22 protein-coding genes are annotated in these 25,250 nt (G+C 59.8%); 14 read left to right on the forward strand and 8 right to left on the reverse strand.

What is annotated here, in order from left to right; genetic code table 11:
* The first annotated feature begins 18 nt into the window (after nt 1-18).
* The 3 genes from HV782_RS07995 to HV782_RS08005 are packed head-to-tail and all read left to right on the forward strand — an operon-like array spanning nt 19 to nt 2,392.
* Nucleotides 19-771, forward strand: a complete 753-nt coding sequence (locus HV782_RS07995) for a 5-oxoprolinase subunit PxpA (RefSeq protein ID WP_123465520.1) — start codon at nt 19-21, stop codon at nt 769-771.
* Nucleotides 768-1,472 carry a 5-oxoprolinase subunit PxpB gene (gene pxpB, locus HV782_RS08000; protein ID WP_123465522.1) on the forward strand — a complete coding sequence of 235 codons (705 nt, stop codon included), beginning with the start codon at nt 768-770 and terminating at the stop codon, nt 1,470-1,472. The genes HV782_RS07995 and pxpB overlap by 4 nt, the downstream gene beginning before the upstream one ends.
* On the forward strand, nt 1,469-2,392 hold the full coding sequence (locus HV782_RS08005; protein WP_186744612.1) for a 5-oxoprolinase subunit C family protein: 924 nt from the start codon (nt 1,469-1,471) through the stop codon (nt 2,390-2,392). The genes pxpB and HV782_RS08005 overlap by 4 nt, the downstream gene beginning before the upstream one ends.
* Nucleotides 2,393-2,510: 118 nt before the next feature.
* On the opposite strand, the gene HV782_RS08010 is transcribed toward HV782_RS08005, so the two are convergent.
* Nucleotides 2,511-3,689, reverse strand: coding sequence for a vWA domain-containing protein (locus HV782_RS08010; protein WP_007956512.1), 1,179 nt, complete (start codon nt 3,687-3,689; stop codon nt 2,511-2,513).
* A gap of 10 nt (nt 3,690-3,699) precedes the next feature.
* The gene (locus HV782_RS08015) at nt 3,700-4,545 is read right to left on the reverse strand and encodes an AAA family ATPase (protein WP_025110627.1); all 846 of its coding nucleotides are present in this window, start codon (nt 4,543-4,545) and stop codon (nt 3,700-3,702) included.
* Between the two features lie 202 nt (nt 4,546-4,747).
* Here HV782_RS08015 and HV782_RS08020 point away from each other — a divergent pair, with 202 nt between their 5' ends.
* A complete protein-coding gene (locus tag HV782_RS08020) occupies nt 4,748-4,978 on the forward strand; it encodes a DUF4160 domain-containing protein (RefSeq protein WP_186744615.1) in 231 nt (76 codons plus the stop codon).
* Entirely contained in the window at nt 4,966-5,463 is a 498-nt protein-coding gene (locus HV782_RS08025) for a DUF2442 domain-containing protein (protein WP_186744617.1), read from the forward strand. Before HV782_RS08020 ends, HV782_RS08025 begins: the two co-directional genes overlap by 13 nt.
* Here the strand turns inward: HV782_RS08025 and HV782_RS08030 are convergent.
* Entirely contained in the window at nt 5,460-6,536 is a 1,077-nt protein-coding gene (locus HV782_RS08030) for a DUF748 domain-containing protein (RefSeq protein ID WP_186744620.1), read from the reverse strand. The genes HV782_RS08025 and HV782_RS08030 overlap by 4 nt on opposite strands.
* A 126-nt stretch (nt 6,537-6,662) precedes the next feature.
* Here HV782_RS08030 and cysK point away from each other — a divergent pair, with 126 nt between their 5' ends.
* Together cysK and HV782_RS08040 are read left to right on the forward strand one after the other, a co-directional pair.
* On the forward strand, nt 6,663-7,637 hold the full coding sequence (gene cysK, locus HV782_RS08035) for a cysteine synthase A (protein ID WP_123465531.1): 975 nt from the start codon (nt 6,663-6,665) through the stop codon (nt 7,635-7,637).
* A 184-nt stretch (nt 7,638-7,821) separates the two neighbouring features.
* Entirely contained in the window at nt 7,822-8,760 is a 939-nt protein-coding gene (locus HV782_RS08040) for an aspartyl/asparaginyl beta-hydroxylase domain-containing protein (RefSeq protein WP_186744623.1), read from the forward strand.
* Nucleotides 8,761-8,806: 46 nt separating this feature from the next.
* Here the strand turns inward: HV782_RS08040 and HV782_RS08045 are convergent, their stop codons facing one another.
* A complete protein-coding gene (locus HV782_RS08045) occupies nt 8,807-8,980 on the reverse strand; it encodes a hypothetical protein (RefSeq protein ID WP_185015791.1) in 174 nt (57 codons plus the stop codon).
* 43 nt (nt 8,981-9,023) lie between these two features.
* Nucleotides 9,024-9,563 carry a hypothetical protein gene (locus HV782_RS08050; protein ID WP_123465535.1) on the reverse strand — a complete coding sequence of 180 codons (540 nt, stop codon included), beginning with the start codon at nt 9,561-9,563 and terminating at the stop codon, nt 9,024-9,026.
* Nucleotides 9,564-10,013: 450 nt separating this feature from the next.
* Here HV782_RS08050 and HV782_RS08055 point away from each other — a divergent pair, with 450 nt between their 5' ends.
* The gene (locus tag HV782_RS08055; protein WP_128616353.1) at nt 10,014-10,877 is read left to right on the forward strand and encodes a DMT family transporter; all 864 of its coding nucleotides are present in this window, start codon (nt 10,014-10,016) and stop codon (nt 10,875-10,877) included.
* Between the two features lie 129 nt (nt 10,878-11,006).
* Here HV782_RS08055 and HV782_RS08060 read toward each other — a convergent pair whose 3' ends face one another.
* Nucleotides 11,007-11,915: a DMT family transporter gene (locus HV782_RS08060; protein WP_123465539.1), complete on the reverse strand. Its 909-nt coding sequence runs from the start codon at nt 11,913-11,915 to the stop codon at nt 11,007-11,009.
* 85 nt (nt 11,916-12,000) lie between these two features.
* Nucleotides 12,001-13,755: a methyl-accepting chemotaxis protein gene (locus HV782_RS08065; protein WP_437180212.1), complete on the reverse strand. Its 1,755-nt coding sequence runs from the start codon at nt 13,753-13,755 to the stop codon at nt 12,001-12,003.
* A 292-nt stretch (nt 13,756-14,047) separates the two neighbouring features.
* On the opposite strand from HV782_RS08065, the gene aceK reads away from it, so the two are divergent.
* The 5 genes from aceK to HV782_RS08090 all read left to right on the forward strand — a co-directional run bounded on the left by aceK (nt 14,048) and on the right by HV782_RS08090 (nt 22,372).
* Nucleotides 14,048-15,769 (forward strand): bifunctional isocitrate dehydrogenase kinase/phosphatase, encoded by a 1,722-nt coding sequence (aceK, locus tag HV782_RS08070; RefSeq protein ID WP_123465542.1) that lies wholly within the window; start codon nt 14,048-14,050, stop codon nt 15,767-15,769.
* Between the two features lie 267 nt (nt 15,770-16,036).
* A complete protein-coding gene (gene hrpA, locus HV782_RS08075; protein ID WP_186744628.1) occupies nt 16,037-19,948 on the forward strand; it encodes an ATP-dependent RNA helicase HrpA in 3,912 nt (1,303 codons plus the stop codon).
* A 327-nt stretch (nt 19,949-20,275) separates the two neighbouring features.
* Nucleotides 20,276-21,397: a beta-ketoacyl-ACP synthase III gene (locus HV782_RS08080; RefSeq protein ID WP_123465546.1), complete on the forward strand. Its 1,122-nt coding sequence runs from the start codon at nt 20,276-20,278 to the stop codon at nt 21,395-21,397.
* Nucleotides 21,398-21,533: 136 nt separating this feature from the next.
* Complete coding sequence (locus tag HV782_RS08085; RefSeq protein ID WP_123465548.1) at nt 21,534-22,142, forward strand: RNA polymerase sigma factor; 609 nt, start codon at nt 21,534-21,536, stop codon at nt 22,140-22,142.
* Complete coding sequence (locus HV782_RS08090; RefSeq protein ID WP_123465550.1) at nt 22,136-22,372, forward strand: anti-sigma factor family protein; 237 nt, start codon at nt 22,136-22,138, stop codon at nt 22,370-22,372. Before HV782_RS08085 ends, HV782_RS08090 begins: the two co-directional genes overlap by 7 nt.
* Before the next feature lie 145 nt (nt 22,373-22,517).
* Here the strand turns inward: HV782_RS08090 and HV782_RS08095 are convergent, their stop codons facing one another.
* Nucleotides 22,518-23,840, reverse strand: a complete 1,323-nt coding sequence (locus HV782_RS08095) for a putative porin (protein ID WP_123465552.1) — start codon at nt 23,838-23,840, stop codon at nt 22,518-22,520.
* Between the two features lie 280 nt (nt 23,841-24,120).
* Between HV782_RS08095 and HV782_RS08100 the strand changes: the two genes are divergently transcribed.
* On the forward strand, nt 24,121-25,245 hold the full coding sequence (locus HV782_RS08100; protein ID WP_186744630.1) for a GNAT family N-acetyltransferase: 1,125 nt from the start codon (nt 24,121-24,123) through the stop codon (nt 25,243-25,245).
* Nucleotides 25,246-25,250: the final 5 nt, after the last annotated feature.

Consider the following 25,250-nt stretch of genomic DNA (forward strand, 5'->3'; position numbering starts at 1 on the left):
GCTACAGGAGTGTTGACCGTGAGCCGCCTGTTATTGAATTGCGACATTGGCGAGAGTTTCGGCAGCTGGACCATGGGTCTGGACGCCGAAGTCATGCCTTTCATTGATTGCGCCAATGTGGCCTGCGGTTTCCATGCCGGTGACCCAGGCATCATGCGCAAAACCGTCAGCCTCGCCTTGAGCCACGGCGTACAGATCGGTGCGCATCCGGCCTATCAGGATCTGGTCGGTTTCGGCCGCCGTTCGATGGCGTATTCGGCGCAAGAACTGCAAGACATCCTGCATTACCAGATCGGCGCCCTCGACGGCATTTGTCGGGCACAGGGCGGGCGAGTCAGCTACGTCAAACCCCACGGCGCGATGTACAACGACATGATGGCCAACCCGGCGCAATTGCGTGCAGTGATTCAAGCTGTCGCCGCTTACGATCGCAGCTTGCCGCTGATGCTGATGGCCACCCGCGACAACGCGTTGGCGCAACAGCTCGGTGACGAGTACGGCGTGACCCTGTGGTTCGAAGCCTTCGCCGACCGTGCCTACGACAGTGCCGGCAGACTGGTATCGCGGCAACAGCCGGGCGCAGTGCATCACGATGCGCAAACCATCATCGAACAGGCCCTGACCATCGCCCGTGGCGGCGACCTCGTCGCCAGCGACGGCAGCGCGCTGCACCTGCAGGCCAACACCTTGTGCGTGCATGGCGACAACGCCAGTTCGGTGGCCGCCGTGCAACGCATTCGTGAGGCCCTGAACCAGCAGAGCGCGCCATGAACCCACGGATTGAAGTGGTGGCCCTGGACTGCCTGATGCTGCGCCTGTTCGATGAAATCGCCGAAGCCAACATGCCGTGGATGCTCGCCGCCAGTGAACGCCTGCGGGCCACGTTTGGCGCGCAGTTGATCGACCTGGTGCCGTCCTACACCACGTTGATGGTGCATTACGACCTGACCGCGCTGAGCCCGAATCAGGCCCGTGAATTGATCGCGCAAGCCCTGATCGAGCTGTCGCCGAATGCCCGAACGGCCGGCCAGTGTCATGTGCTGCCGGTCTGGTACGACCTCAGTGTCGGCCCCGAGTTGAGCCTGTTGGCGCAACGCAGCGGCTTGTCGGTGGAGGAGGTGATCCGGCGTCACAGTGGCCGGGAATATCAGGTCTTTGCGCTTGGGTTTGCCCCGGGTTTTGCCTTCATGGGGCTGGTGGAAGAGGTGCTGGCAGCGCCGCGTCTGGACACCCCGCGCAAGAAAGTCGCCGCTGGCAGCGTCGGTATCGCCGAGCGCCAGACCGCCGCGTATCCCGTGGTGTCTCCCGGTGGCTGGAACCTGATCGGGCGCACCCCGGCCAAACTGTTCGACCGCCATCGCGACGGTTACAGCCTGATGCAGCCGGGTGACACGGTGCGATTCGAAGCGGTCAGTCACGCCGAGTTCATTAATCTTGGCGGCGACGACACCCCGCTGGAGGCGCTGACATGAGCCGACTGATGATAGAGGCGAGCACGCCCCTGTGCTTGTTGCAGGATGCCGGACGTTTTGGCGTTCGCCATTTGGGCGTGACCCAGGGCGGCGCGGCGGACTGGTGTTCGATGAGCTGGGCCAACTGGCTACTGGGTAATCGACTGGACCTGCCGGTGATCGAAATCACCCTCGGCGGGTTTGCCGTGGTAGCGCAGGAGGATTGCTGGCTGGCGTTGGCCGGCGCTGATCTCGATGCACGAATCGACGGTCAGCCGTTGGCGCCATGGCGCAGTTTCAAACTGGGTAAAGGTCAGCAACTGCAGTTCACCCAACCGTTGCTCGGGGCTCGGGCTTATCTGGCAGCCCCCGGTGGTTTTGATGCGCCGAAGGTGCTGGGCAGCAGCGCCACCGTGGTGCGCGAAGAACTCGGTGGTCTCGAGGGGCTGGGATTGCCACTGGCCAAGGGCGCGACGCTGAGTTACCACGCAGACGTGCTGCCGGTGCGTGAAATGTCGCAGAAGCATCGACCTGATTTGCGGCTGAATACGCCGCTGGACCTGGTGCTCGGCGCACAGATCGGCCAGTTCAGTGGGCAAAGTCTGTTTGATGTCTTCAACAGTCGTTGGACGCTCGACAGTCGCGCCGACCGCATGGGCATTCGGCTGCTGGGCAAAGCGTTGCAGTATCAGGGCCAGCCGATGATTTCCGAGGGGATTGCGTTGGGTGCGGTGCAGGTGCCGCCGGACGGGCAGCCGATTGTGCTGCTCAATGATCGGCAGACCATTGGCGGCTATCCGCGGTTGGGGGCGTTGACGCCGTTGGCGCTGGCGCGTCTGGCGCAGTGTCTGCCGGGGGCGCAGGTGCGGTTGAGGCCGGTGGTGCAAGAACTTGCGCACCGGGAGCATGTCGAGTATTTGCAGCGCTTTTCGATTTGCTAAAAGCATCGCGGGCAAGCCCGGCTCCCACAGGGTTCAGCGGTGTTCACAAGATTTGTGTCCAACTCGAGAACTGTGGGAGCGGGCTTGCCCGCGATGGCGTCCGTCCAGACAGCAGCAATTATTTGGACAGAAACCGCATCCCTTCTTCCAACCCGCGCAGGGTCAGCGGATACATCTGATCCTCGATCAAATCACGCACGATATTGGTCGAGGAGGTATAGCCCCACGTGTCCTTTGGATACGGATTGATCCAGATGAGCTTCTTGTACTTCTCCATGAAGCGCTGCATCCACACGTAGCCCGGCTCTTCGTTCCAGTGCTCGACGCTGCCGCCGGCCTGGGTGATTTCATACGGCGCCATCGCAGCGTCACCGATGAAGATCACTTTATAGTCGGCACCGTACTTGTGCAGCAGGTCCTGGGTCGAGGTGCGCTCAGAGGTGCGGCGCATGTTGTTCTTCCACACCGATTCATAAATGAAGTTGTGGAAGTAGAAGTACTCCAGATGCTTGAACTCGGTCTTGCAGGCCGAGAACAGTTCCTCGCAGATCTTCACGTGTGCATCCATCGAGCCGCCGATGTCGAACAGCAACAACAGCTTCACCGTGTTGCGCCGTTCCGGACGCATCTGGATATTCAGCAGGCCGGCGTCCTTGGCGGTGTGGTCGATGGTGCCGTCGATGTCCAGCTCTTCCGCCGCGCCCTGGCGGGCGAACTTGCGCAGACGACGCAGGGCGACCTTGATGTTGCGCGTGCCCAGTTCCACCGAGTCGTCGAGGTTCTTGTACTCGCGCTGATCCCAGACTTTGACGGCTTTGCCCTGACGCTTGCCGGCATCGCCGACACGGATGCCTTCCGGGTTGAAACCGCCGGAACCGAACGGACTGGTGCCGCCGGTGCCGATCCATTTGTTGCCGCCGGCGTGGCGTTCCTTCTGTTCTTCCAGGCGCTTCTTGAACTCTTCGATCAGCTTGTCGAGGCCGCCTAGGGACTGAATCTGCGCGCGCTCTTCATCGGTCAGCGAGCGCTCGAATTCCTTGCGCAACCAGTCTTCGGGAATCAGCGCCTGCAAGTGATCGTCGAGTTTTTCCAGGCCATTGAAGTAAGCGCCGAACGCGCGGTCGAACTTGTCGAAATGCCGTTCGTCCTTGACCAGGATCGCCCGCGACAAGTAGTAGAACTCGTCCATGTCGGCGAAGGTCACGCGCTGTTTCAGCGCGTTGATCAGGTCGAGCAGCTCGCGCACCGACACCGGCACCTTGGCTGCACGCATTTCATTGAACAGGTTGAGCAGCATGACGATGCCCTTATCGAGAGCCGCGACGGCTCATGAACGCCAGACGCTCAAGCAGTTGCACGTCCTGCTCGTTCTTCACCAGCGCACCGGCCAGCGGCGGAATGGCTTTGGTCGGATCGCGCTCGCGCAGCACCGCTTCGCCGATGTTGTCAGCCATCAGCAGCTTCAGCCAGTCCACCAGTTCCGAGGTCGACGGCTTCTTCTTCAGGCCCGGCACCTTGCGCACGTCGAAGAACACGTCCAGCGCTTCGCTGACCAGATCCTTCTTGATGTCCGGGTAGTGCACGTCGACGATTTTCTGCAGGGTGGTGCGGTCCGGAAAGGCGATGTAGTGGAAGAAGCAGCGGCGCAGGAAAGCGTCCGGCAGCTCTTTCTCGTTGTTGGAGGTAATGATGATGATCGGGCGCTTTTTGGCCTTGATCGTTTCGTCGATCTCGTAAACGTAGAACTCCATCTTGTCGAGTTCTTGCAGCAAGTCGTTAGGGAACTCGATGTCGGCCTTGTCGATTTCGTCGATCAGCAGAATGACCCGCTCTTCGGACTCGAACGCTTCCCACAGCTTGCCCTTCTTCAGGTAGTTGCGCACGTCGTGGACTTTTTCGTTGCCCAGTTGCGAGTCGCGCAGACGACTGACCGCATCGTACTCGTACAGACCCTGGTGGGCCTTGGTGGTGGACTTGATGTGCCAGGTGATCAGCTTGGCGCCGAACGATTCGGCCAGTTGCTCGGCGAGCATGGTCTTGCCGGTGCCCGGTTCGCCCTTGACCAGCAGCGGCCGCTCCAGGGTGATAGCGGCGTTGACCGCCAGCTTCAGGTCATCGGTGGCGACGTAGGCCTGGGTGCCTTCGAACTTCATCTGCTAATCCTCGAACGGTAACGCCGACCTGCACGGGCAGGGCGGGGGCGAAAAAATCGGATGCCCCGACTATAACGCGCAGCCCGGTCGACTGTGAACGCAGACGGCTTATTCAGTCTCTGAATGGGGCGTCACATGTTGACTCGGTTTCGGCGCGGGGCCAGCATTCGAGTATCGCCGATTTGGCGATAGCCTGTCGGGCATGACGACTAAGTACCGATTTCGCGACAAATACCGCATTCAGTTGCGCGAGAAGGATCACCCTCCACCCCATGTCCACTTGATCGGTGGCGGGGTGGAAGTGATGCTGAGCGTTGAAACCGTTGAAGTCACGACGGGCAAGGCACCACCGCTGATTATCGAGGACGCATTGGCTTGGGTGGCGGCTCATCAAGCGCAACTGCGGGAGGACTGGAAACGATGTTACCCATGAAAAGGCCTCGTCTGTCGGCTGTGCAGGCACTGTCGGATTTTCGATTGAAACTGACTTTTATTGATGGTCAGGATCTGACGCTTGATCTGCGCCGAGATATCCACGCTTATCCAGGTCTGCAACCATTGCTGGATCCCGAACTGTTTGCGACTGCGACCCTGGACGACCATGGCTGGACTGTCGAATGGCTCGAGCCCGATATACAGATTGGCGCAGACACGCTTTATATGGATGCACTGGCTCAAAACACTGCCGATGACAACACCCGTATTTTCATCGGTTGGCGCGCACGTACCGGACTCTCTCTGAATCAGGCAGCCGAGGCGCTGGGTGTCAGTGCCCGCAGCATCAGCCGATACAGTAACGGGCGGGAGACGGTGCCAAGGTCATTAGCCTTGGCTTGTCTCGGTTGGGACTCATTGCAGCAAAAGTCCACGCTGGCAGCTGAAGAGTCTGGTCGATATGTGGTCAATCGTAAGTCTTAGCCCGCATCCGGCTTCGGCCGTTCATACCGCGCATTGAAAGCCTGGATGAAACCATTGCGCAAAATCTGCAAGAACGCTTCGAATCCATTGATGTTTTGCTGATGCACGTTGCCACTGAGTTCGACCTTGGTGGCGAACTGGTTTTTGGCCTGGTTCTTCAGCACGGTTTCCGAGCCGCCGACGATGGCCTCCCAGACTGAGCGGAAGATGCTCTTGTCCTTGTTTTCCACGTCCTGTTGCCAGTTGAACACTTCGACGTCACGCAGCAGTGGCTTGATGTAGCCGCTGACCTGAGCTTTTTTCGCCTGGGCTTCGATGACCACATCGCCGTGGCCGGCGTTGAAATCGAACTTGCCGTAGGCCGAGGCGAAATCGTTCATGCGCTTGAGTTCGATGTCACGGGCACGCAGGCGGAACTGGAAGTCTTCGAAATTGCTCAGCGGGTCGAAGGTGGCGGTGGTTTCCAATGGTGCATGCCCCAGCAGCAGGGCCTTGCCTTCGAAGCGGGCATCGCGTTTGCCCTGCTTGTCGACCACGTTGGTCAGGTTGTAGACGCTGGCCTCGACCTGGGTGGCATTCATATTTACCGGTGGGCTTGAGCTGAAGTTGCGGAAGCTGATCTTGCCGTCGTGGATCTGCACCTCGTCGAGGGTGATCGGCAGCAATTTACTGAGTTGCGCTTGCCAGTCGGTGCCTTTACCGGTCTGGGAGTTCTGCTTGTTGGCCCCGCCATCGACGAAGTTGACCTCGGGATTGAGGAACTGCACCTGCGCCACCACGGCATGGTCGTACCACAGCGAGTGCCAGCTGACCGCCAGATCAATCACGGGTGCGTTGACGAACGGCACCGGTACCTTGCCGTCGACCTTGACGATTTTCAGCCCGTTGATCTTGTACGCGCCGCGCCACAAAGCCAGATCAACGTCGGTAATCTGGCCCCGATAATCGCCCATGTCCGCCAGTTTGCCGTTCAGGTAGTCGCGCACCATGTAGGGCAGGGCGATGTGCAGCGCGATCAGCAACACAACGACGACGGCAAAAATCCCTAATGGCCAGCTGTAGCGACGTTTCATGACGGTAATTCCCTGACGATGTAAGCGATTGACTGTTGTGTGCCGCAGACGTTCGACCTGACTGGACTGCGCTGGGCAACAGGCTTACCTTGGGCGTTGAATTCAATGCTGCATAAGGACCCAGCCATGAGCCGTATTTTTGCTGACAACGCCCATTCCATCGGCAACACACCGCTGGTGCAGATCAACCGTATCGCGCCGCGCGGCGTCACCATTCTGGCCAAGATCGAGGGGCGTAACCCCGGTTATTCGGTCAAGTGCCGGATTGGCGCCAACATGATCTGGGACGCCGAAAGCAGCGGCAAACTCAAGCCGGGGATGACCATTGTCGAGCCGACTTCGGGCAACACCGGCATCGGCCTGGCCTTTGTCGCGGCCGCCCGAGGCTACAAGTTGATGCTGACCATGCCGGCCTCGATGAGCATCGAGCGTCGTAAAGTACTCAAGGCGCTGGGCGCCGAGCTGGTGCTGACCGAACCGGCCAAGGGCATGAAAGGTGCGATCGAGAAGGCCGCCGAAATTGTTGCCAGTGATGCCGACAAGTACTTTATGCCTTCGCAGTTCGACAACCCGGCCAATCCGGCGATTCACGAGAAAACCACGGGGCCGGAAATCTGGAACGACACCGATGGCGCAGTCGACGTGTTGGTGGCTGGTGTCGGGACCGGCGGAACCATCACCGGCGTTTCGCGGTATATCAAGAATACCCAGGGCAAACCGATCCTGTCGGTGGCGGTGGAGCCGGTGTCCTCGCCAGTGATCAGTCAGGCGCTGGCGGGCGAAGAGATCAAGCCGAGCCCACACAAGATTCAGGGGATTGGTGCCGGTTTCGTGCCGAAGAACCTCGATTTGTCGATGGTTGATCGGGTGGAGCAGGTGACCGACGACGAGTCCAAGGCCATGGCGCTGCGATTGATGCAGGAAGAGGGGATTTTGTGCGGTATTTCGTGCGGCGCGGCCATGGCGGTAGCGGTACGCCTGGCAGAAACACCGGAGATGCAGGGCAAGACCATCGTGGTGATTTTGCCTGACTCCGGCGAGCGCTATCTGTCGAGCATGTTGTTCAGCGATCTGTTCACCGAACAGGAGAATCAGCAGTAAACCCATTGATTCAGGTCAGCCGGGATTCAGGATCGTTATGCTAATAAATGCTTTGTTGCGCAATTCTTAACACTGAATCTTGGCTTGGGCGGGTTTTTCCCGAGGCCGGTAGTGTTTATCATGGCCGGCTGCCATGCCGAGTAAAGGGCCTTGCGCAGCGTTGTCTTTATTCAAGGAGTCGTTGATGACCTTTTCGTTAGCCGCCAAGGTGTTGGTGTTGCTGCTGTTCGTGGGCAGCATCCTCTACGTGCATTTGCGCGGTCGGGCGCGTTTGCCGGTCCTGCGTCAGTTCGTCAACCACTCGGCGCTGTTCGCTCCGTACAACGCCCTGATGTACCTGTTCTCCGGTGTGCCGTCCAAACCGTATCTGGATCGCAGCAAGTTCCCGGAGCTGGACGTGCTGCGGGACAACTGGGAAACCATTCGCGACGAAGCCATGCACCTGTTCGACGAGGGCTATATTCGTGCCGCCGAGAAGAACAACGATGCCGGTTTTGGTTCGTTCTTCAAAAAGGGCTGGAAACGTTTCTACCTCAAGTGGTACGACAAGCCGCTGCCATCGGCCGAGGCCCTGTGCCCGAAGACCGTGGCGCTGGTCAGTGCGATTCCCAATGTCAAAGGGGCAATGTTCGCGCTGTTGCCGGGTGGCAGCCACCTGAACCCGCACCGTGATCCGTTTGCCGGCTCCCTGCGGTATCACTTGGGCCTGTCGACGCCAAACTCTGACGATTGCCGGATCTTCGTCGATGGTCAGGTCTACGCCTGGCGCGACGGGGAAGACGTGATGTTCGACGAGACCTATGTGCACTGGGTCAAGAACGAAACCGAGAAAACCCGCGTCATTCTGTTCTGCGACATCGAGCGTCCGTTGAGCAACCGTTTGATGACTCGCATCAACCGCTTCATCAGCGGCTGGCTGGGGCGCGCAACAGCACCCCAGAACCTTGACGACGAGCGTGTTGGCGGCATCAACCAGGCCTACGCCTGGAGCAAAAACTTCAGCGACAGGTTCAGTGGGGTGGTCAAACAGTGGAAACGCCGTAATCCCAAGGCCTACCGCATCATGCGCCCGATTTTGGCGGTGGTGGTGCTGACATTGCTGGGGTATTGGCTGTTTGGTTGAGGCTGAACGCAATCACAAAAAAAACCGCTCCTTGTGAGCGGTTTTTTCATGAGGCGAAGGTGAATGAGGCGCCGGCGAGAACACCTCCCGGCTCCTCACTGGCGGGCTTTGCCAATGCTTCTGTAATTCGGCGCAACTCTTTTTCAGACAACTCCCCAGAACAGCGCTTGCTGTTGGTCGATTTGACGTCTGGCGCTTTGCTTTCTACGAGATTTTTCATGGCGCCTCCGAAATTGATCATTAAATGAGCAGTTGAGCTGATACTAGACGTAGTCGACAGGCATCACAAGCCGCCCCTCTGAGTCGAAATCGAAACCCAGTTGCCGGTAGAGAGGAATAACCCCTGCTAGAGGCTCCTGAATTTCGATCTGCTCACTGCCAATGATTCGCGCGAAGTGAGTAACAGCTGTCAGGGCAAACGTCGCGATCCGACTCTTGAGCGGGTGATCGTTGCCAGGCTTGCCTTCCAGTCGCACGATTTTCACGCGTAACCGACTCTGATTCGGGTTTGCAAAGCACAGCCCGCAGAGCTCATGGTCAAACCAGATAGCCAAATCAAAACCCATCGGTTCTCTGGATTTCCACCTGACAATTTCTTGCCATGAAAAATGAGGGTCGAGCCATTCTTCATAGGCATTCAGAGCCAGCGCATCGACAGCTTCAAATCGGACTCTGGAGTGGTCGACATCGACGATCCCCTTCTGCTGCAAATCTTTCTGTAGTTTTGCAAAAGTATTGGCCGCCTGCTTCCTCGCCTCTGACCGATACCACTGATACCGCAAATTCGTCCGTTCCCTTGGCATGTAATTTCGAGCATTCCCTGTCTCCCCATCAATGGGCCTATCCGTTGCTCATCAGCCTATGTGCCTGCCTTCGAGCTGTCCCTGCTGGCCCTTTGTACAAATCGTTGCAATCCATGTTCCGCGCTGGTTATAGTCGGCGCTCGTGAATCAGGCGATTCACCTTCCAGACCCTCAACAAAGATCAGCCCCGATGCCTGCATCCCTCATCAACGCGGTAGTCGATTCAGCGGTCAACGCTGGCGTCGTGCCGTGCGGGAATCAGCAGCCTGGGCAGATCAGTCATTACCCTCCACCTGTCAGTAGCACGCCGGTGTGCGCAGTCGTATCACCGCCGGGCGTTGGCGTTTCGGGCTGATCGGCATTCTCTGCTGACCCCTGCGCCCGCCAGAAAAACCTACTGAACTTCAGCTTCGGCTGAGTTGGCTTTTTGCCTGACTACAGGTGGTATTCATGTTTGTCCTTTCGAAAAAAACCGTGCTCGCGGCGACGTCCACGAGCCTGTTCGTTCTGCTGTGGAGCAGCGGGGCGATCTTCTCCAAATGGGGCCTGGCCCATGCGTCACCCTTCGCCTTTCTGCTGATTCGCTTTGTGATTGCCCTGTGCGGGCTGTTGCTGCTGGCGCCGTTGCTCAAGTTGAAGCTGCCCAAGGGCGGCAGGCCGATGCTCTATGCAATCGCCACCGGGGTGGTGCTGTTGGGGGCTTATCAGATTTTCTATCTGCTGGCCCTTAACACCCGAATCACTCCGGGAGTGATGGCGACCATCATGGGCGTGCAGCCGATTCTCACCGTTGTATTGATGGAGCGGCAGCGCTCGGCGAGCCGCCTGTTCGGGCTGACGCTGGGGCTGGCAGGGCTGATCATGGTGGTGTTTCAAGGGATCGGTCTGGCCGGTATGTCCTGGGCCGGGATGCTCTTCGGTCTGCTGGCGCTGGCGAGCATGACACTGGGCTCGATCATGCAGAAAGGCATCACTGACAATCCCCTCGGCACGCTGCCGGTGCAATACCTGGCCGGGCTGTTGCTGTGCGGGATCTTCGTGCCGTTCCAGCCGTTTCATTTCGAACACAGCGCAGGGTTTATCGTGCCGGTGTTGTGGATGGGCCTGGTGGTGTCGGTGCTGGCGACGCTGTTGCTGTATCGCCTGATCGCGCGGGGCAATCTGGTGAATGTCACCAGCCTGTTTTATCTGGTGCCGGCGGTGACAGCGGTGATGGACTATCTGATCTTCGGTAATCGTCTGGCCGCGTTGAGCGTGTTGGGGATGCTGTTGATCATTGTCGGTCTGGCGTTTGTGTTCCGTAAATCCAGCTGATAGCCAGTTGAGGTGGCGGCTGTTCGGTCGCCATCGCGGGTAAGCCCGCTCCCACAGGGTTTTGTGTCGAGCCGCAGGATGTGGACGACATCAATCACTGTGGGAGCAGGCTTGCCCGCGAAGACTGAATCAGCGAGCCGCCACCTCGGCAGGCTTCACCACCGCAGGCTTCAACACCAGCCACAACGCCAAGGCAATCAACACCCCGCCATACAGGTGCGCCATCGACAGCGGCTCATCCAGCAACAATGCGCCCCACAGCACGCCGAACGCCGGAATCATGAAGGTTACGGTCATTGACTTCACCGGGCCAATCGAGCTGAGCAGGCGGAAGTAAATGATGTAGGCGAATGCCGTGCAACCCAGGCCCAGGCCGAGCAGCGACAGCCAGACATTCCAGCCACCCCAGCTTGCCGGTGGCGCAGTGATGACGCTGTAGCCGAACAGCGGCAAGAGAAACAATGAGGCACCGAGCATGCTGCCCACGGCCGACAGTCGGCTGTCGAGCCCACCGGTATGGTCCAGCCAGCGACGGGTGAGGAATCCGGCAAAGCCGTAGCAGGTGGTCGCGAGCAGGCAGGCGAGGGCGCCCATCAACAATTCCAGGTCGAAGGCCACGGGCCCTGCGCGGGTGAGCACGCCGACACCGAACAATCCCAGGAACACGCCCGTCAGTTTGGCGACGGTGAGCCTCTCGCTGAAGAACAAGCCGCCAATCAATACGCCCATCAGCGGCGTGGTGGCGTTGAAGATCGCCGAATAACCCGCGGGCAACACTTGCGCCGCGACCGAATACAGGGTCGCCGGAATGCCCGAGTTGATCACCCCCAGCAACATCACGGTTTTCAGCTTGCCCTTGAAATCCCAGTTGATACGCATCAGGCCGAGAATCACCAGCAGCCCGACAGCCGCAATCGACACCCGAAAGAATGCCGTCGGAATCGTGCCGATCACCGGCGCAATAATGCGCATGAACAGGAAGCTCGCACCCCAGATGGCGGCCAGCGACAGCATGCGGAAAATATCGACAGGGCTCACGACAACACTCCTTCCTTGATCGGGACGAGAGTGTTGCCGAGCGCCCCGGCGATGGCAACCGCTATCGGGGCATTTAATTTTTCCCTCAGATCACGAAGCGCGTGACCAGACCATTGAGGTCTACCGCCAGCCGCGACAGCTCCTGGCTGGCGGCCGACGTCTGGGTGGCGCCGGCCGCGGTTTGCGTCGAGAGATCGCGGATGCTGACCAGATTCTGGTCGACCTCGCGCGCCACCAGCGCCTGCTGTTCGGCGGCGCTGGCGATCACCAGATTGCGCTGGTTGATTTGCCCAATCGACGCGGTGATCTTCTCCAGTGCCTGCCCGGCGCTGTTGGCCCGACGCAGGGTGTGACTGGCCTGCTCGGCGCTGCTTTGCAACGCGCCGACCGTCGCGCCGGTGCCGTGCTGGATGCTGCTGATCATCAACTCGATTTCTTCGGTGGAGTTCTGCGTACGCTGCGCCAGCGAGCGCACTTCATCGGCGACCACGGCAAAACCGCGCCCGGCCTCACCGGCCCGCGCAGCCTCGATGGCGGCGTTGAGCGCCAGCAGGTTGGTCTGCCCGGCGATCCCGCGAATCACCTCCAGCACCTTACTGATGTCCTGGGCCTGGGTGGCGAGGCCTTCGGCCTGTTCCGAGGCACCGAGCACGGTGGTGACCAGTTCTTGAATCGAACGGATGGTTTCACTGACCTGGACGTGGCCATGCTTGCTGTCTTCGTTCGACGCTTCGGAAGCCTCGGCACTGGACACGGCGTTGGCGGCGACTTCATCCACAGCTGTGCTCATCTCGGTGACGGCGGTGGCGGCCTGTTCGATCTGGTCATTCTGCTGTTGCAGGCCGCGGGTGCTTTGTTCCATCACCGAGCTCATTTCTTCGGCGGCGGAGGCCAGTTGCTGCGCCGACTCGCTGATGCCGCGAATGGTCGAGCGCAGATTGCCCTGCATTTGCGCGAGGGCATCGAGCAATTGCGCGGCCTCATCGCGACCGCTGCTGACGATCTCGCCGCTGAGGTCGCCGGCGGCGATGCGCTGGGCCACCTTCAGCGCCTGATTGATCGGCGTAGTAATGCTGCGGGTCAGCTGCCACGCCAGCAACAGCGTGGCAATCAACGCGGTGACGATAATCGTCGCAACGATCCACAGCGCCCGCTGGTACATGTCGGCGGCGGCCTCGGCGGCGGCGTCGGCACCTTGCTGGTTGAGGCTGATCATCTGCTCCAGGGTTGTGTCGAGCACTCTGCCCTGTGGCGCCAGATCATTGTTCAAACGGGTGTAGGCCTGTTCAGTTTGCCCGGCGTCGATCTGGCTGATGATCTGGTCGAGGATGCTCATGTACTTGCCGATGTCGGCACTCAAGCCTGCGAGCATGCCCCGTTCCTGATCGCTGGTGAGCAAGGCTTCATGGTCTTTGAGACGCTTGAGCAATTCTTCGCGCTGCACCTTGATCAGGCCTTTGCTTCTGTCACGCACGGCTGGCTGGGTGCTGGTGATCAGGCGCAGGGATTCGAGGCGGATGCTGGCAATGTTCGCGGCGGCGTCATGAATGCTTTCGATGCTCGGCATCCACGACTCTTCGATGACCGCAGCGCTTTCACGCAGAGTTTTCATCTGACCCAGGCCAAACAGGCCGACGATCACCAACAGACTGGCCAGCACGGCAAAACTCAAACCGGCGCGCAAACCGATGCGCAGATTGCGGATAGACATCAATGTGCTCCTTGATCTTTGGGGGGGAGAGGTCGTCCCCGTCAGTCGAGGATCTTGTTGTGAAGAGGGTGATGGCGGCCTGTATATCAAAGTGCCACTATTTTGGTAAGACCAATCTGCGCACGTCATGCCGAGTGTTGCTGCAGCATGAATAACAGAGGAAGAGATGCAGGCTAGAGCGCTGGGGCGGCTATTGGATCCGCAAGCCAATGAATACGCGGCTCCGCGCCACGTGGTTGGCGGGCGTTGTGCGCGACTGGTCGGTGGCTTTGCTGACCGAACGGTCGACTAAAAAACTTTGATAAAAACTGTGTTGTTGTACAACCCTGCCGCGCATTTGGCAGAAATTGCACTTCTCCTGCCGGTGCATCCATGGCTAAGCTCTGGCACGGATTCCCACTTGCACGCCGAGGTCCCATCTATGCCGCAGCCATGGCCAGCCACCGACATCGCCCGGATGATTCTCGAAGGCTTTGACGATTACCGCGAGCATTTCCGGCGCATTACCGACGGCGCCCGGGAGCGTTTCGAACAGGCTCGCTGGCAGGAGACGCAAACCGCATCTGCGGCGCGAATCAACCTCTACGAAGAGAAAGTCGGCGAAACCATTGCCCGCCTGCGGGAGTACTTCGATGACGAAGCACTCATGAATGTCAGTTGCTGGCCACTGGTGAAAAGCGCCTACATCAGCGTCATCGACCTGCGCTTCGACGATGAATTGTCCGAGACCTGGTACAACTCGATCTTCTGCGGGCTGTTCAGCCATGACCTGATCAGCGATGGCTGCATGTTCATCCACACCACGCGTCCGAGCCTGCGCCGCGCACGGGCCGCGCAGACCCGCACCTACAAGCCGCAAGGCCAGTTGAGCGCGATGCTGGCGAGCATTTTTGCCGATTACCGCTTCAGCGAAGATTACGCCGATTTGCCCGGCGACTTGCGCCGCCTCGAAGCGCAACTGCGCGAGAACCTGCCGGACTGGGTGTGCAAGGACCCGGAACTGAGCGTCGAGCTGTTTTCTTCGGTGCTCTACCGCAACAAGGGGGCCTACCTGGTCGGGCGCATCTACACCCGTGACGAACAGTGGCCGCTGGTGATTCCGCTGCTGCACCGTGAAGGACGCGGGATTCAGATTGACGCGTTGATCACCGACGAAGCCGACGTGTCGATCATCTTTTCCTTTACCCGCTCGTATTTCATGGTCGATGTGCCGGTGCCGGCGGAATTCATCGGTTTTCTGCGACGCATACTGCCGGGCAAGCACATCGCCGAGCTGTACACCTCAATCGGTTTCTACAAACACGGCAAGTCCGAGTTCTACCGTGCGTTGATCAACCACCTGGCCAACACCGATGACCAGTTCATCATGGCCCCGGGCGTGCGCGGCATGGTCATGAGCGTGTTTACCCTGCCGGGCTTCAACACCGTGTTCAAGATCATCAAGGACCGCTTCTCGCCGTCGAAAAACGTTGATCGCGCCACGGTGATCGAGAAATACCGGCTGGTGAAAAGCGTCGACCGGGTCGGGCGCATGGCCGATACCCAGGAATTCGCCGATTTCCGTTTCCCGCTGAGCAAGTTCGATCCGGCGTGCCTGGAAGAACTGCTGGAGGTGGCGCCGTCCACCGTCTCGGTCGAAGGCGACACGGTGCTGATCCGCCACTGCTGGACCGAGCGCCGGATGACCCCGCTGAACCTCTATCTGGAAAACGCCAACGATGCACAGGTGCGCGAGGCGCTGGAAGACTATGGCCTGGCGATCAAGCAATTGGCGGCGGCCAACATCTTTCCCGGCGACATGCTGTTGAAAAACTTCGGCGTCACCCGGCACGGGCGGGTGGTGTTCTACGACTACGACGAGATCTGCTTCCTGACCGAAGCCAATTTCCGCCACATCCCCGCACCGCGCACCCCCGAGGATGAAATGGCCTCTGAACCGTGGTACTCGATCGGGCCGCTGGATGTCTTTCCTGAGGAGTTTCCGCCGTTTCTGTTTGCCGATTCGGGGCAGCGCAAGTTGTTCGATCAGTTGCATGGCGAGTTGTATAACGCGGATTACTGGAAGAGCCTGCAGGAGGCGATTCGCGCCGGGAAAGTGATTGATGTCTTTCCTTATCGGCGTAAAGGGTTGGATAACGAATAGCCCTCTTAAAAACTCCCTCACCCCAGCCCTCTCCCGGAGGGAGAGGGCTGGGGTGAGGGAGCAAGCATCGACCTGAAAGGCCTTGGCGATTATGGATTCGGTGATGCACGTTCAGGTCGGTGAAGCTGGCAAAGTTGACTCGCTCGGTCCCCTCTCCTTTTGGGAGAGGGCCAGGGTGAGGGCCGCAATCCCCCAGACACGCCACAAATCCGCCAAATCTGCGACAATCCGCCCCCTGCATAAATAGACGACCGAATTGCGTACCCGATGACCGACGAATCGCCCTCCATCGACAAACTGCTGAAAAACCTCGATCACGCCATGCTCGCCGACCGTCACCGGCTGCGGCGGCAGTTGCTTGAGCTGCGCAAGAAACCCGACGAGGCCAAGCTGGCCCAGTGGGTGGCGCGGATGCAGGCGTCCTGCGATCAGGTGCTGGCGCGCAAGGCCAGCCTGCCGGTGATTCGTTATGACGACAGCCTGCCCATTGCGGCCAAGCGTGACGAAATCAAACAGGCCCTGGAAAAGCATCAGGTGCTGATCATCGCCGGCGAAACCGGCTCGGGCAAAACCACTCAGTTGCCGAAAATCTGTCTGGAAATCGGTCGTGGCCAGCATGGCTTGATCGGCCACACCCAGCCGCGCCGAATTGCAGCACGCAGCGTCGCAAGCCGGGTTGCCGAAGAACTCGGCACGCCGCTCGGCTCGCTGGTCGGCTATCAGGTGCGATTCGAGGATCAGAGCGATTCCAACACCCTGATCAAACTGATGACCGACGGCATCCTGCTGGCGGAAACCCAGAACGACCGCTATCTGGAACGCTACGACACGATCATCGTCGACGAAGCCCACGAACGCAGCCTGAACATCGACTTCCTGCTCGGTTACCTGAAAACCCTGTTGCCGCGTCGTCCGGACCTGAAAGTCATCATCACGTCGGCGACCATCGACCTGGAGCGCTTCTCCAAACATTTCGATGACGCACCGATTGTCGAAGTCTCCGGCCGCACCTTCCCGGTGGACACCTGGTATCGCCCGCTGACCCTGGAGCAGGACGAAGAGGGCAACCGCGTCGAAGACGACCTGACCGTGGATCAGGCGATCCTCGCCACCCTCGACGAAATCGCCGCCTACGAGCGCAGCGAGCGCCGCAGTCCTGGCGATGTGCTGGTGTTCCTGCCCGGCGAACGCGAGATTCGCGACGCCGCCGACATGCTGCGCAAGGCTCAGCTCAAACACACCGAAATCCTGCCGCTGTACGCGCGCCTGTCGCCCGCCGAACAGCAGCGGATTTTCCAGTCGCACCCGGGGCGTCGCGTGGTGCTGGCGACCAACGTCGCCGAGACCTCGCTGACCGTGCCGGGCATCCGTTACGTGATCGACAGCGGCACCGCGCGCATCAGCCGTTACAGCTACCGCGCCAAGGTCCAGCGTCTGCCGATCGAGGCGATTTCCCAGGCCAGTGCCAACCAGCGTAAAGGTCGTTGCGGCCGGGTCGAGCCGGGCATTTGCGTGCGCTTGTACAGCGAGGAAGATTTCCTCGGTCGCCCGGAATTCACAGACCCCGAGATTCTACGCACCAACCTTGCCGCTGTTATCTTGCAGATGCTGCACTTGCGCCTCGGCGAAATCACCGCGTTCCCGTTCATCGAGCCGCCGGATGGCAAAGCCATCAGCGACGGTTTCAATCTGCTGCAAGAACTCTCGGCGGTGGATCGCAACAGTCAGTTGACCCCGCTGGGGCGCCAGTTGGCACGCCTGCCGGTGGATCCACGCATGGGCCGCATGCTGCTCGAAGCGGCCAGGCTCGGCAGCCTGCAGGAAGTGCTGATCGTCGCCAGTGCGATGTCGATTCAGGACCCCCGCGAGCGTCCACCGGAGCGTCAGCAAGCCGCCGATCAGGCCCATGCGCAATGGAAAGACAGCGATTCGGACTTCGCCGGGCTGGTCAATCTGTGGCGTGGTTTTGAAGAACAGCGCCAGGCGCTGACGGCCAGCCCGCTGCGCAACTGGTGCCGCAAGAACTTCCTCAACTACCTGCGTCTGCGCGAATGGCGTGATTCCCATCGCCAATTGAGCCTGATCTGCCGTGACATGCAGCTGAGCCTCAATAAAGAGCCGGCGGATTACCCGAAACTGCACAAAGCGGTGCTGGTCGGTCTGCTCAGCCAGATCGGTCAGAAAACCGAGGACGGCGATTACCTTGGCGCCCGTCAGCGGCGTTTCTGGATTCACCCGTCGTCGGGGATCGGCAAGAAGCGTCCGCAATGGCTGATGACAGCCGAGCTGGTGGAAACCACCAAGCTTTACGCGCGCATGGTCGCCAAGATCGACGCTGACTGGATCGAGCCGCTGGCCGGGCACCTGATCAAGAAGAACCACTTTGAACCGCACTGGGAGAAGAAGCGTGGCCAGGTCGTGGCTTACGAGCAGATCACCCTGTTCGGGCTGATCGTCGTTGGCCGTCGCCCGGTGCATTACGGTCCGGTGGATCCGGTGGTGTCCCGCGAGCTGTTTATCCGCGAAGGCCTGGTGCGCGGCGAGATTCAGTCGAAAGCCAAGTGCCTGACGGCCAACCAACAGTTGCTCGAACAGCTCGACGAGCTGGAAGCCAAGGCCCGGCGCCGTGACATCCTCGCCGACGAAGAAACCCTGTACGCCTTTTACGATGCGCGCTTGCCGGCAGAGATTCACCAGACCGCGACCTTCGACAGCTGGTATCGGGTCAACAGCCAGAAGAACCCGCAACTGCTGATCATGCGCGAAGAGGACGTGCTGGCCCGCGAGGCCAGTGAAGTCACCGCGCGCGACTACCCGGATACGCTGCACATCGGTGACCTGGAACTGGCGCTGACCTATCATTTCGAACCCAATCACCCGCGCGACGGCGTGACCTTGCGCGTGCCGGCGCCGTTGTTGCCGATGCTGCCGCCGGAACGCCTCGAATGGCTGGTGCCAGGGATGATCGAAGCCAAGTGCATCGCCCTCGTGCGTAACCTGCCGAAGGCGCTGCGCAAGAACTTCGTACCGGTGCCGGACTTCATCAAAGCGGCATTGCAGCGCATGACCTTCGCCGAAGGTTCGTTGCCGCAAGCGCTCGGTCGCGAGTTGCTGCGCATGACCGGTGCGCGGGTCAGCGATGAGGCGTGGGCGGAAGCGGCGCAGCAGGTCGAAGGGCATTTGCGGATGAACCTGGAAATCGTCGACGGCCAGGGCAAGTTCCTCGGCGAAGGCCGCGATCTGGCCGAGTTGACCGCACGGTTTGCCGAAGCCAGTCAGGCTGCACTGGCGGTGCCGCAGAGCGCAAAAAGTCAGCCACCGGTGGAGGCGAAAGTCTTTGCACCAGTGGCGGAAAAGACGCAACAGAAGATCGCCGGGCTGTCGATGACGGTGTATCCGGCGCTGGTGGAAGAGGGCGGCGCGGTCAAGGAAGGGCGCTTCTCGACCCCGGCCGAAGCGGAGTTTCAACACCGCCGCGCGTTGCAGCGTCTGCTGATGCAGCAACTGGCGGAACCGGCCAAGTTCCTGCGCAGCAAATTGCCGGGGCAGACCGAACTGGGCCTGCTCTATCGCGAGTTGGGCCGGGTCGATGCGCTGGTCGAAGACATTCTGCTGGCCAGCCTCGACAGCTGCATTCTGGAAGGCGAAGACCCGTTGCCCCGCGATGGCGCCGGGCTGGCAGCGTTGGCCGAGCGCAAGCGCGGCAGCTGGACCGAACACGCCGAACGCGTGGCGCGCCTGGCGCTGGAGATCCTCAAGCTGTGGCACGGTCTGCAAAAGCGTTTCAAGGGCAAGATCGACCTTGCGCAAGCGGTGGCACTGAATGACATCAAGCAGCAGATCAGCCAGTTGGTGTACCCCGGTTTCGTCCGGGAAACGCCGATGCAATGGCTCAAGGAATTGCCGCGTTATCTGAAAGCGGTCGAGCAGCGTTTCGAAAAGCTCGGGGCGCAAGTGCAGAAGGATCGTGTCTGGAGCGGCGAACTGGCCGGCCTCTGGGCGCAATACCAGACCCGCGCCGCCAAGCATGCCCAGGAAGGCAAGCGCGATCCGCAACTGGAGTTGTACCGCTGGTGGCTGGAGGAATACCGGGTGTCACTGTTCGCCCAGCAGTTGGGCACCAAAGTCCCGATTTCCGACAAACGCCTGAACAAGCAGTGGACGCAGGTCGAACCTTGATTGCCAGGCCTGCACAACCCCCTGCAGGAGTGAGCCTGCTCGCGATAGCAGAGTGTCAGTCAACGTAATAGTGACTGATACGACGCAATTGCGAGCAGGCTCACTCCTGCAGGGAAGCAGCGTCGATCTTGAGAAAGGCGCCAAAACCTCGGGTTTATGGCAAACTTCGCGACCATAAACGCCCGTTTCGCGACCCAGAGCCTTCGGTAAGGTCGCGAACCGGAATAAAGCGATGCCAGGTCAGCGTCCCCCGGATGGGAATAGACCCTTTGTGTGTTGGTACGACGGTTCCAGCACTTTCTGCCTGAACAGATTAGAGAAACGACCATGCATAATGTCGTCATCAGCGGCACCGGCCTGTACACCCCGGCCAACAGCATCTCCAACGAAGAGCTGGTGCAGTCTTTCAACACCTACGTCGCCCAGTTCAACGCCGATAACGCCGAAGCCATCGCCAACGGTGAAGTCCAGGCCCTGACCGAATCCAGCGCCGCGTTCATCGAAAAGGCCTCGGGCATCAAGAGCCGCTTTGTCATGGACAAGGACGGCATCCTCGACCCGCTGCGCATGGCGCCGCGTCTGCCGGAGCGTTCCAACGACGAATGGTCGGTGCTGTGCCAGATGGCCATCGGCGCAGCCGAGCAAGCCTTGCAGCGCGCCGGTAAAACCGCCGCCGATATCGACGGCGTGATCGTTGCCTGTTCCAACCTGCAGCGCGCTTACCCGGCCATTGCCATCGAAGTCCAGGAAGCGCTGGGCATCCAGGGCTTCGGCTTCGACATGAACGTGGCCTGCTCCTCGGCTACCTTTGGCATCCAGGCGGCGGCCAACAGCGTGCAACTGGGTCAGGCCCGGGCGATCCTGATGGTCAACCCGGAAGTCTGCACCGGTCACCTGAACTTCCGTGACCGTGACAGCCACTTCATCTTCGGTGATGCCGCGACTGCAGTGATCATCGAGCGTGCCGATCTGGCGACGTCCAAATACCAGTTCGACGTGGTCAGCACCAAACTGTTGACCAAGTTTTCCAATAACATCCGCAACAATTTCGGCTTCCTCAACCGCGCCGCGGAAGAGGGCGTCGGCGCCCGCGACAAGCTGTTCGTGCAGGAAGGGCGCAAGGTGTTCAAGGATGTCTGCCCGATGGTCGCCGAACTGATTGGTGAGCATCTGCAAGAGAATCAGCTCAATGTCGGCGACGTAAAGCGCTTCTGGCTGCACCAGGCCAACCTGAGCATGAACCACCTGATCGTGCGCAAGCTGCTGGGCCGCGAAGCGACCGAAGAAGAGGCGCCGGTGATTCTCGACACCTACGCCAACACCAGCTCCGCCGGTTCCGTGATTGCCTTCCACAAGCACCAGGATGATCTGGCTGCCGGTTCGCTGGCTGTATTGAGTTCGTTCGGTGCAGGCTATTCGATCGGCAGCGTGATTCTGCGCAAGCGTTGAAAAGAGGTTTAGTTTCCTCTTAAACACGTCGACTTTTCCTACATCCGAATCGGCTCAAACGCTGTAATTTTTCGGAAATGGCGGCAGGCGAAGTCCTGCCGCTATCATTTCGGAATCGGCACAAGGAGATTTTTGGATGGCTGACGACACCCAACTGCTTGAGCGCCTGCTGGCAGGTGAACAACGGGCTTTCAAGGAACTGGTGACTACGTATCAGAGCGCCATGCGTGCCGTGGCGTATGCGATTGTCGGCCAGCGTCATGTCGAAGAAGTGGTGCAGGACGCCTGGCTTTCCGTGGTGCGCCACATCGCCAGTTTCGAAGGTCGTTCCAGCCTCAAGACCTGGCTGCTGACCATCACCGCCAACTCGGCCAAAAGTCGTTACAAGCTGAATCGCCGCGAAGTGCTGATGGATGACTTGCCATCGCCCCACGGCACCATTGATGACGACCGCTTTTCTCCCGGCGACGGCCATTGGTTGATCGCCCCGTTCGCCTGGCACCAGGACACGCCCGAAGCCTTGCTGACCGAAAGTGAATTGCGTGACTGCCTGGAGCATACGCTGCTCAGTCTGTCGGAATTGCAAAGCAGTGTTCTGCTGTTGCGTGAGCGTCAGGGCCTGGAGCTGGAAGAGATCTGTAATCTTCTGGAGATCTCGCTCTCCAATGTCCGTGTGCTGCTGCATCGTGCGCGGCTGAAAGTCTTCGCGACCGTGGAGCATTTTGAGGAGACCGGGGAATGCTGACCTGTAAGGAACAAGTGGCGCGCTCCAGCGATTATCTCGATGATCAGTTGAGCTTTCGCGAGAAGCTGATGGTGCGTCATCACCTGATGTTCTGCCCGAACTGTCGGCGTTTCATTCGGCAGATGCGTTTGATGCAGGCGACCTTGAAGGCGATGCCGGAGAAACCGGAGGAAGGGGTGGATGCCTTGGCGGAACGTTTGGCGGCGCAACGGCGGGACGATAGCCCGTGAAAAAACACAGCCCGGTGAAGCACCAGCGAACGGATGATGGGGATCGCTGTTGCTGCATCGAGCTGCAGGAAAATCAACTTCGATCGGCAAGTCGCAAGGGGAGCGGTGACTTGCAACTTGTCGCTCGAAGCTTGTCGCTGTTTTCTTAGAACTTCGCTTCCGCGTCCAGCTGCAGGGTGTTGGTGTCTGCATCACGCTGGGTACGGCTGGAGAAGTCTGCTTTGGTCAGGAAGTACGTCGCGCCGATGGCAAAGTTCTTGTCGATGTCGTAACCGACCTTGAACTTGTGACCACGCGAACCGGTGGTGCCGTTGGCGAAGTCGGAGTCGGTGAAGGCGCCGACCACGGCGTCACGCTGGACGTCACGATAGTTGTAGTCGAGGTTCAGACCGAACACTTTCGACTTGGCGCCGACCAGCCAGGCGGTGTCTGCATCGGTCACGGCATCGTTGTTCTTCACGTACTGACCGTAGAACGACAACGGCATTGGCAAGCCACCGATATCGATCTGGCTGAAGCCCTCGTACAGACGGAATTCGTTGTTGGCCGAGTTGCCGTTGACCGCCAGGGCGCACGGAGTGGAAGTCCCGGTGCAGCGGCTGTCTTTGTCGTTCTGGTAGGCGTAGACGCTGCCGCCCAGGGTCAGTTTCAGGTTGTCGGTGATCGCGAAGCGGCTACCCAACTGGCCAGAGGTCAGGCGCAGGTCGTGACGGAATTGCACGCCGTCGCCATCGACGTTGTCCTTGAGGTTGTAGTTACCCAGGCTGCCGAACAGCTCGGCGCTGCTGCCCAACGGGTATTTGTAGGTAACGGCCAGACCTTCCGGGTTGATGTCGCTGTCCCAGATCACGTCACCCATGCTGACCCACGGTTGCAGCATTTTGCCGCCGATGACGTGCAGGTTCTTGATCTGATCGGGGTGGTAGTCGATGTAGCCCAGGTCGAGCCAGATCTGCTTCTTGTCGAAGTAGTTGTCCTGATCCTGGTTGGTCGAACGGGCGTCGTCGCCGCCGCCGGTGGCGATACGGATGCCGGTGTCGACTTGCGGGTTGATCTCGGTGTAGGCGCCCAGGCGGGCACGGATGCGCTGGCGATCCTTGTCGCGGCCGCCGTTGTTCGGTTCGCCGTCGATCTTGATGGTTTCCTGACGGATACGCACGTCACCCTTGAACTGGGTCTTGGCGGCCCAGGCCAGTTTCTGGTCGAAGGAGCTCAGCTCATTGGTTTTCTTCGCGGTTGCCGCGATTTGCTCGTTAGTCTCTTGCTGCGCCTGCTGCGCGATTTGCTGAGCCTTCTGATCCTTGGCCAGTTCAGTTTGCAGTTCAATGTACTGCGCCTGGGAAATCGAACCGTTAGCCTTGAGCATGTCGAGCAGTTTGGCGTCGACTGCAGCACTGGCCGGAACGCTCATGGCCAGTAACAGGCCACCGCACAGGGCCGCCGCAGTTTTCGTGGAAGCAAGACGCATAGCAATCTCCGAAGATGAGAGGGGATGGCTGAACCATCCTGGGCACAACCGACGTGAAGGTCGGAAAACAGTGTCCGGGTAGAACCCGGCGCTCTAAAAACAGGCGCCAGTATCGCGATGGTTTATGACAGAGCAGTGGCACGATGATGGCAGGTTGATGACGATCCAGATGCGTCGTGAACTATTGATCTAGAGCGCTGTCGCCCGATTGAACGTGTGCAATGGCCGGCGATAGGCGATACTCGCCGGGCGCTGAAACCCGCTTGTGGAGACTCTGTTGATGCCGTTGCAACGCCTGCAAAACCTGTCAGAAATCGCCCCGGCCACCTGGGACGCACTGGTGCCGGAGAATCAGCCGTTTCTGCGCCATGCCTTCCTCAGCGCCCTGGAAGACAGCGGCAGCGTCGGCCCTCACACGGGGTGGCAGCCGGAACATTTGTTGCACATCGAGGACGATCGACTGATAGCGGCACTGCCCAGTTACCGCAAGTGGCATTCCTACGGCGAGTATGTGTTCGATCATGGCTGGGCCGACGCCTGTGCCCGCGCCGGAATCGACTATTACCCCAAGCTGTTGACGGCCGTGCCGTTCAGCCCGGTCAGCGGCCCACGCTTGTTGGCGGCGAAGGTCGAAGACGGCTTCGAGTTGCTCAAGAGCCTGCCGGGGTATCTGGAAATCGAAGGGCTTTCCAGCGCACATATCAATTTCACCGATCTCTTCACCGATACCGCCATGGCTGAACAACCAGGCTGGTTGCAGCGCATCGGCTGTCAGTATCACTGGCAGAATCGCGGCTACCGGGACTTTCAGGACTTTCTCGATGTGCTCAGTTCGCGCAAGCGCAAGCAGATGCGCAAAGAGCGCGAGCAAGTGGCGGGGCAGGGCTTCGAGTTTGAATGGTTGCAGGGACGGGAGCTGGACGAGGCGCAATGGGATTTCGTTTACGCCTGTTACGCCAATACCTATGCGGTGCGACGTCAGGCGCCATACCTGACGCGCGAGTTCTTCAGCCTGCTTGCCGAACGCATGCCGGAGTCGATTCGCGTGGTGCTGGCCAGACAAGGTTCACGCCCGGTGGCGATGGCTTTCAGTCTGGTGGGTGGCGATAGCTTTTACGGACGCTATTGGGGTTGCCTGGCGGAGTTTGATCGGCTGCACTTCGAAACCTGTTTCTATCAGGGCATGGATTACGCGATTGCGCAGGGCTATCAACGTTTCGACGCTGGTGCCCAGGGCGAGCACAAGTTGATTCGTGGTTTCGAACCGGTGATCACTCATTCGTGGCATTACCTGCGCCATCCCGGGTTGAAAGCGGCGGTGAAGGATTTCCTGCAACAAGAGCGTGCCGGAGTCCTTGCGTATGCCGAAGAAGCCAGAACAGCCTTGCCCTACCGCCAGACCTGAATCCC

The organism is Pseudomonas monsensis, assembly GCF_014268495.2.
GTDB classification, from domain to species: domain Bacteria; phylum Pseudomonadota; class Gammaproteobacteria; order Pseudomonadales; family Pseudomonadaceae; genus Aquipseudomonas; species Aquipseudomonas monsensis.